This window comes from Kaarinaea lacus (assembly GCF_975902315.1).
Genome location: NZ_CDLKIE010000121.1, coordinates 1 through 8,116 on the forward strand (window position 1 = coordinate 1; position 8,116 = coordinate 8,116).

An 8,116-nucleotide genomic window follows, 5' to 3' on the forward strand; every position below is an offset into this window, starting at 1 on the left:
GCGGTGTCCAGTTCTGCACCATCATTAACGGATACTCAATATTTTCATAGGTTGTGAGTACGGGAATCAAATTAAAATCCTGAAACACAAAGCCAATGTTTTCACCGCGAAACTTTGCGGCGGCTTTTCGGTCCAGCTTAGCGACATCCTGGTCAAGTACCGTCAACACACCATCGCTGGGATGATCCAGACATCCAATCATGTTCAGCAAGGTACTTTTGCCACTACCTGATGGGCCGACAAATGAAACAAATGATGATGGTTGAATGGTGAAATCTACGCCTTTTATGGCGGGAACAGATACATCACCAGTTTGGTAGGTTTTAGTCAATTGATGTGCAGACACCAGGCTCATAGGTGTATCCCTCCATGCAGGCAAGCCCTTGTTTTTACATCCTTAAACAGACGGCATTTTATGTAAAAAAACCTCTGAAAAACTAGTGTATATTAGGTTTTTCTAATATACTTATAATATACGTAATAACGGAAAAAGCCAGTAAAAAAGCTTTATTAAGGATCAGGAAAATATATGAATGTTTAGTACCAATCCGGCATGGATAAAGTCATTGATAGATTTTCGGTTGTACAAGTGCAGCAAACAGATATTGATACCTGGCTTACCTGTATTTGATGAGTGCAAGTAATTGTAAATTAGTACGTATAAGAACTTGCGCTGACTGTTACAAAAATGGAGTTGACTAACATCAAGGCAATTCCTGCGATAAAGCAACAAAATAGACTTAACGTAGAAGGGCTTGTTAATTCACGTTACAAAAGGATTTCATAATGGATAAACAACCGGATAATCGTACCAATCCCTTCCCACCACTCGCCAACCTGCAGCGCCTTGCCATCAGTGAAAGCGGATTTGTGTTTGACCCTGTCAGTGGACATAACTTCACCGTCAATGAGACTGGATTAAGCATTTTACGGTTGCTGCAAAAAGATAATGAACTTGCTCCATTACTGGAAAAATTGGCAATTGACTATGAAGCATCTTCTCGTGTTCTGGAGCGGGACGTATTGGAGTTTGCAGGATTGTTAAGGGACTATGTGGGTGAATAATGGTTACTAACGAAACTATTAACGCAACAGTTGCAATAACCGGCATGAATGCCAAACCGGATAATCCCGGCCCGGGCCTTGCCGTCGCACGTTGTTTACGTGAGGCTCCTGAATTTCAGGGAAGGATCATCGGTATTGGTTATGATGGGCTGGATCCCGGTTTGTATCTCAAGGAATTCTGCGACGCTGGCTATATCCTCCCCTATCCTTCCTCCGGCGATGACATGCTTATCGATGCACTCACCACTATCCAGGAAAAAGAAAACATTGATATTTTAATGCCCTGTCTGGATGCCGAGCTGCCGAGCATGATTCGACTAAGACCTGTCATCGAAGACCTGGGCTTCAAAATGTTTCTGCCCTCTCAGGAACAGTTACGTTTACGCAATAAAGATCGTCTCGAAGAACTGGCGGAACATGCCGGGATTGAATGTCCGGCAACCAAGGCAATTACCAGTTCCGGATTTTTTCATGAATGCGAAGATAAAGGGTGGACATATCCGTTCGTGGTTAAAGGATTATTTTATGACGCGCAGATCGTGCATAACGAACTGGAAGCCAAAGCGGCCTTTCGGCGGATTGCCGGCGAGTGGGGATTCCCGGTGTTAGTACAGAAATTTGTAAAAGGTGAAGAATACAACCTCACCGCGGTGGGCGATGGCAACGGCAACTTGCTGGGCGCAGTCATGATAAAAAAAATGGCGGTAACTGATAAAGGTAAAGCCTGGTCCGGTATCAGCATTGATGACAACACCCTTTACCAGGCCAGCGCATCATTGGCGAAAGCCATTAACTGGCGCGGCCCGCTGGAAGTAGAAGTGGTGCGGGATCGCAATGGCAAGTACCAGCTCATTGAAATTAACCCTCGCTTCCCCGCCTGGATCTATATTTCTGCTGGTGTTGGCCGCAACCTGCCATTGACGCTGTTGCAACTGACATTGGGCAACACAGTACCCGAATTTCCGGAAACAAGAACAGGCATGTTGTTTATCCGTTACGCCCAGGAAACCATTACTACGATTAATGATTTTGAATCAGTAGTTATGCACGGCGGGCATACTTTAAATACACAATGAAGCAATTGCGCGGGAATGATGACAAATGGACTCAACTGACACCGAACAACTTACAGGTAGCGAAAGCGGTAACGCAGCCAGTAGCGAAACGCTAAACGAGAAAAAACCCTGGATAAAACCATCGATTACGCCGCTGCGTAGTGGACTTTTAAACAAGATGGGCACTGCGCGTCATACTCTGTGGCGCGATAACATTGATGGTGTACCCATTAACAAATTAACAGAAGATTTTGGCTCACCATTATTTGTTGTCTCGGAACATACCCTCAGGCAAAACGCAAAACGAATCAGAAATGCTTTTAGCACCCGATACCCAAAGGTTCAGTTTGGCTGGTCCTATAAAACCAATTACCTGGGCGCAGTGTGCAACACCTTACACCAGGAAGGTGCCCTGGCAGAAGTGGTATCGAAATTTGAATACGAAAAAGCGCGTGAACTGGGCGTACCCGGAAACTGCATCTTATTTAATGGCCCGTACAAGACCCGTGATATTCTGGAACGTGCCATCACCGAAGGCGCTCACATTCATATTGATCACCTGGATGAATTGTATTTAATCGAGGAAATTGCCGGCGCAATGGATAAAGTAGTGGACGTAACCATTCGCCTTAATTTTGATACCGGATATACCGAACAGTGGAGCCGGTTTGGTTTTAACGTAGAATCCGGCCAGGCCCTCGATGCGGCATGGCGCATCGTTTCCAGCAAGCAACTGAACCTGGTAGGCTTACACAGTCATATTGGCACTTTTGTTACCGAGCCTTTAGCCTATCAAACCCAGGTTAAAATAATGTGTGGCTTCATGAACGACGTCGAAACCAAAACCGGCTGTACGATTCATTATCTGGATATTGGTGGCGGTTTTGCTTCCATGAATTCATTGCAAGGTGTTTATCTACCGCCGGAACAGGTCGTGCCCAGTATCGAGCAATATGCAGAATCAATCTGCGATACTTTGCTGGAACTTACCCATGACCGGGAAACCCGCGGCTGTGGTCGCCCTACCCTGGTACTGGAAACCGGGCGTGCAATTGTCGATGATGCGGAAGTATTAATAAGCATTGTTTTTGCCAATAAACATTTACCGGATGGTCGTCGCGCGGTAGTGCTCGATTCTGGCGTTAATCATTTGTTTACCGCATTCTGGTATAACCATGACGTTTTTCCAACCCGGCACCTGGCCGGCCGGCCGGAAGAAACCGTATTGTACGGCCCATTGTGTATGAACATCGATGTCATGCGCAACAGCATCATGCTGCCACCGCTGGACGTGGGAGATACTTTGGTATTCAGCCCCGTTGGCGCTTACAACAATACACAGTGGTTACAGTTTATTGAGTATCGACCCAATGTCGTTATGGTGCATGAGAATGGCGATGTTAGCCTGGTAAGAGCTGCGGAAAATCTGGAAATTGTGACACAACAGGAACAAATACCGGCACACCTGAAAGACGTGTACCCCACCGGTGCACCGAGTGACATCTTAAAAGAACATTAGAGGCCATAAGGAGCGGCCTTTAACCAATGAACGCTATTAATTTATCCAGCATTCCCAAAGCCTATTCTGCTATTTTGTTCCTGCAGAATCCGGTAGCTGGCCTGGTGATTATGGCCGCAACGCTCTTTTATCCCAACATTGGTCTGTCTGGATTACTCGGTGCTATTGCTGGTTTTGCCATTACCCGTATCTGGCAATTTCCGGATTATGCCGGTCAAGTCCAGATATTTAACAGCATGCTGGTTGGTTTATCGCTAGGGGCTTTTTATCAACTCAATGTCTATGTCGTTGGCATTATTATCCTGGGCGCGTTACTGACATCATTAATTGCAACCGTATTGGCCGACTGGCTATGGCGGCTGGATCGCTTGCCGGTATTAAGCCTGCCGTTTGTCATTGTGGCTGGCACTATGGCGCTGGTTGCCAGAAACTATACTGAGCTGAGTGATTACATGGGGCTGGCCGAAGCGCCATACACGATGTTTCATCCAGCCATTGACGCATTTTTCAGCGCCATTGGCGCTATCTACTTTACACCAACACCGGTCATTGGCCTGATCCTGTTTCTGGTACTGGCCTTCTATTCGCGTTATCTTGCCATGCTGGCCATCATTGGCTATCTGGCCGGTTATTCTTTATTGACGGCATTGATGTTTGAACCACACCCAAGTTTTATCGTGTGGACCAGCTTCAACTTTATACTGGTAGCCATCGCACTGGGAGGATTTTTTACCATCCCCGGCATTGCCAGCATTGCCTTTGCGATTGTTGGCGTGTTGCTAACGGCGTTGCTGGTCATCGCCACGAAAAACCTGTTATTGGTCGAAGGCCTGCCGGTCATGGCAATCTCCTTTGCGCTAACAACGCTGGTCATGATTATCGCGATGAAAAAACGCGTTGGATTATTAAAACCTTACCTGGCACCAGAACCAGGCTTGCCTGAGATCAATTACGAAAAAGCCCGGCTGGCAAAATATCGCTACGGTGAAATCAACAGTGTTCCACTGCTAGCGCCAGTGTTTGGCGCATGGACGATATACCAGGGATTTAATGGCAAACACACCCATAAACCACCCTGGCAGTATGCGCTGGATTTTTTCATTGCACATGACGAACAGAGTTTTCGTAATAGCGGTAACCAGTTAGAAGACTATTACTGTTTTGGCGCGCCGGTATTATCACCAGCCCACGGCGATGTAGTACGTATTTACGACCGGCTGCCCGATAATAAACCTGGTGAAGTTGATACCAGAAACAACTGGGGTAACTTTATCCTGATTCGACTGGATAGTGGATTACATTTATTACTGGCACATCTTCAACAAGGCAGCATCAAGGTTAAAGAAAAGGAACGCGTCGAGCCAGGTAAAATTCTGGCCGCCTGCGGAAATTCCGGTCGTTCACCACAGCCTCACCTGCATATGCAGGTCCAACGCAACGCGGAATTAGGCAGTGACACCTACCCTTTCCATCTGTGCAGCATGATGCTGCATAAAACCGATGGCTCTCTGGAGTACCAGGTCGTCTCGATCCCCAAAGAAGGCGAGCAGATCGAACCCACCACACCCGATGATCAGTTAAGCAACCAGTTGCACCTGCCGGTGGGACGCCAGTTCAGTTACCGCGTCAGCTCAAACCAGTCAAACAATATACTTAATCGGGAGCTCACCGTTGAACTGACATTGCTCGGTCAATTTAGATTAAGCAGTGAAACACATGCCAGCTCCGCATTCGAAGAAAACAATGGTGTACTCGCATTTTATGATCGCAAAGGCCCCAGGGATATCTTGCTCGATATGTGGGTGTTAGCCAATGGCCTGACACCGCTTACTGAAATTGCGCACCATTGGCGAGACGCCCCCTCTGCCATGCTGCTCCCGCTAACAATCACGCAACAGATGTTCCTGCATATTTTTAAACCGCTGGGATGTGGACTGGAGAGTCAATATCAGCGTCACTGGGATGAAGAACAGCGCGCCTGGATTCAAAGCGGCACTCACAAATTAAGCATTGGCACCAGACATTACCTGGCAGAAACTATATCGGTTATCGATCCCGACCTGGGCTGTAAAGATATCACCATGAACTTCAATGGAAAAACCTGGCATGCCGAATTATCTGAAAAAGGATTAATTGAAGATATGGGCGTACCGCAATGGAGTGAAAAAACCCGGCCGCAAACGAATTACCACTTTGCGGAAAAACATTAGATTAAGACATTATCAAACAGCTTGTATTGGTATTAGAATCATGACTTTTAAAAGATATATCGATCACCTGCTCCTTGCGCTGTATGGCGTTGCATTATTGTTTTCTCCATTTCATCATACGCTGGCTGAAGATAGCAACTGGCAAATGAAAGGCACACTTCAGTCATACATTCAAACCTACGATGGATCATTAAACCGGCAAGGTACATTTAACGCCGGTGCTTATTTAAACGCTGACTATCTTGACTCTGGTGGAATCGCATTTGGCTATAACTATACCTTTGTCGATTTTGACAATAATGCCGAACTAACAGAGCACCTTTTCTATCTCAGTGGGCAATACCACCTCTACCTGGATGCTTTACCCGGTAAACTCACGCTTAGACTCGATGGTTATGCGGGTGAAGATACGCTGAAATACAATATTAACAATCCTCCGGGTACTACTGGTGGTGGTGGTATGGGCGGTGGCGGAGGCATGAGCGGCGGAACCACAACACCCGCGAGTGTTAATAATGTCACCGAATCAACGGACATAACCGCATACCAACCGCAATTGGCTTTTATCAATTACGCAAAAACATTTTATGCGGATATTGGTTATGCCTACTCCGAGTATGATGGCACGGCAATGACCGAGGTAGACCAGTTTACACCAACCCTGGGCATTGGCTGGAACGAAAGCTATGACTGGCTACAACTGCGTGGTTATTTTATAAGGATTAATGAATCCATACCGGTGCACGCTGACGATCAATTTGAGTCTTTGGAAATCAAATATACGCACTGGTTTTCAACTAGCACGTCATTAGACTACCTACGGTTAACTGCGCTGATTGGAGAACGATTGTGGGCCGTAGACCCCGATGCCGGCGCAATCTACTCAACAGCTGATAAACAAACTGGTAGCCTGGCAGGCAGTATACAATGGAAGCTATCGCAAACAACGAATTTACTGGCTTTGGCCAGTTATGGACAGCATGAAAATGAATCGTTAAATGATGAATATGACAGCCTGTTATTTTATTTAAACCTGCAAGTTAAATGGTGAGGTAAGCTATGCGCGTTACTCTTAACTCAATACTGTTTCTGGGATTGCTATTCCAGGTCGGCGATTTGCTGGCTGATTCCGATCCATGGAAAGAAAGCTATCGCCTGGAAAGCGTTTATCAATATGATGCAGCCCTGAATGCGTTAAACGGTGTTAGCTCGGACAATGAACTGGTGCTCTTGCGACGAGGATGGTTATACTATTTGAAAGGCTCGAATAGCAAATCCATAGACAATTACCAAAAGGCCATCAAGAAAAACAGTAAGTCGCTGGATGCACGCCTGGGTATTATGCTGCCGTTGATGGCACAACAACGCTGGCGGGAAGCTGCCTCTAATGCCAACAAGGTACTGGAAGTCGCGCCATGGAACTACCATGCCCACGTTCGTTTAATGGCAACGGAAGAAGCCCTCAAGCAATGGTCACAACTGGAAAAGCATGCCCGCGCCGTCAATGAACGTTACCCCAGTGATGCCGACCCCCTGGTTTTTCTGGCAAGAGCATATCGTAAACAGGGTAACGATAAAGCAGCCGCCCAGGCGTATGAAAAAGTGCTAGAGCTTGTGCCTGATCATTTTGAATCAAAACAATACACAAAATAACTCTATGGGGTATATTAATTGTAAGCAACGATAACAGCCAACTTCAGCCTTATGCAGTGAAAGCAGCTATTCCTGAATTGAATAACTTGAGCCTCAAAAGCAGCGATAGTGGGATTTAAAGTTTATGCGCATTGTAAGTGTTATGTATCATAAACAGCCATAAAGCTTTCACCAACTGCCGCCTGGCAATTTATCATCGGTACTCTCCAGTATTGACTAATTTTTCTTACCCGATATCTTCTTTTCCAGTTCTCGAAGTACGCCTAATTTTCTATCCCAAAATGGCTTCTCTAAATACTTATATCCGATTCGGTCTACGTTATAAGCATGGATCGCCATGACCCATATGACTGAAATTACTTCGTAATAGGGAATTGTTGTCATTTCTGCATCTGATAACTGGCGTACTTGCTGATAGCCTTCTATAAATGCATTACTGATGTCCTGTTTTGTCTTTACCGCATGAATTGCAGACATGAATTTACCTATTTCAAATGCCCTGTAGCCATATCCGCACTGATCAAAGTCAAATAGGGTAATTGCTTCCCTGTCATTAATGTGAAAATTGGTCGGGTTAACATCACCGATACAAATACCAAATACGCCTGCCTGCC

The 8,116-nt window shown here is 45.9% G+C and carries 8 protein-coding genes; 6 read left to right on the forward strand and 2 right to left on the reverse strand.

Annotated features, from left to right (window positions below; genetic code table 11):
• Positions 1 to 355: ABC transporter ATP-binding protein (locus ACWVCM_RS03350; RefSeq protein WP_455200293.1), on the reverse strand; the 355-nt coding region annotated here is incomplete at its 3' end.
• Positions 356 to 786: 431 nt separating this feature from the next.
• On the opposite strand from ACWVCM_RS03350, the gene ACWVCM_RS03355 reads away from it, so the two are divergent.
• From ACWVCM_RS03355 to ACWVCM_RS03380, 6 genes are read left to right on the forward strand one after another with little or no spacing between them, the layout of a single operon-like run.
• On the forward strand, positions 787 to 1,065 hold the full coding sequence (locus tag ACWVCM_RS03355; RefSeq protein ID WP_455200294.1) for a PqqD family protein: 279 nt from the start codon (positions 787 to 789) through the stop codon (positions 1,063 to 1,065).
• The gene (locus ACWVCM_RS03360; RefSeq protein ID WP_455200295.1) at positions 1,065 to 2,141 is read left to right on the forward strand and encodes an ATP-grasp domain-containing protein; all 1,077 of its coding nucleotides are present in this window, start codon (positions 1,065 to 1,067) and stop codon (positions 2,139 to 2,141) included. The genes ACWVCM_RS03355 and ACWVCM_RS03360 overlap by 1 nt, the downstream gene beginning before the upstream one ends.
• Before the next feature lie 25 nt (positions 2,142 to 2,166).
• Entirely contained in the window at positions 2,167 to 3,639 is a 1,473-nt protein-coding gene (locus ACWVCM_RS03365; RefSeq protein ID WP_455200296.1) for an alanine racemase, read from the forward strand.
• Between the two features lie 26 nt (positions 3,640 to 3,665).
• Positions 3,666 to 5,849, forward strand: a complete 2,184-nt coding sequence (locus tag ACWVCM_RS03370; RefSeq protein WP_455200297.1) for an urea transporter — start codon at positions 3,666 to 3,668, stop codon at positions 5,847 to 5,849.
• Between the two features lie 40 nt (positions 5,850 to 5,889).
• The gene (locus tag ACWVCM_RS03375) at positions 5,890 to 6,900 is read left to right on the forward strand and encodes a hypothetical protein (RefSeq protein ID WP_455200298.1); all 1,011 of its coding nucleotides are present in this window, start codon (positions 5,890 to 5,892) and stop codon (positions 6,898 to 6,900) included.
• Between the two features lie 8 nt (positions 6,901 to 6,908).
• On the forward strand, positions 6,909 to 7,502 hold the full coding sequence (locus ACWVCM_RS03380) for a tetratricopeptide repeat protein (protein WP_455200299.1): 594 nt from the start codon (positions 6,909 to 6,911) through the stop codon (positions 7,500 to 7,502).
• A 216-nt stretch (positions 7,503 to 7,718) separates the two neighbouring features.
• Here the strand turns inward: ACWVCM_RS03380 and ACWVCM_RS03385 are convergent.
• A partial coding sequence (locus ACWVCM_RS03385; protein WP_455200300.1) for a phosphotransferase occupies positions 7,719 to 8,116 on the reverse strand: 398 nt, incomplete at its 5' end.

Excerpts from the sequence above, each read along its gene's own strand:
- ACWVCM_RS03355 (WP_455200294.1), top strand. The coding sequence starts at position 787 with ATGGATAAACAACCGGATAATCGTACCAATCCCTTCCCACCACTCGCC.
- ACWVCM_RS03360 (WP_455200295.1), top strand. The coding sequence starts at position 1,065 with ATGGTTACTAACGAAACTATTAACGCAACAGTTGCAATAACCGGCATG.
- ACWVCM_RS03365 (WP_455200296.1), top strand. The coding sequence starts at position 2,167 with ATGGACTCAACTGACACCGAACAACTTACAGGTAGCGAAAGCGGTAAC.
- ACWVCM_RS03370 (WP_455200297.1), top strand. The coding sequence starts at position 3,666 with ATGAACGCTATTAATTTATCCAGCATTCCCAAAGCCTATTCTGCTATT.
- ACWVCM_RS03375 (WP_455200298.1), top strand. The coding sequence starts at position 5,890 with ATGACTTTTAAAAGATATATCGATCACCTGCTCCTTGCGCTGTATGGC.
- ACWVCM_RS03380 (WP_455200299.1), top strand. The coding sequence starts at position 6,909 with ATGCGCGTTACTCTTAACTCAATACTGTTTCTGGGATTGCTATTCCAG.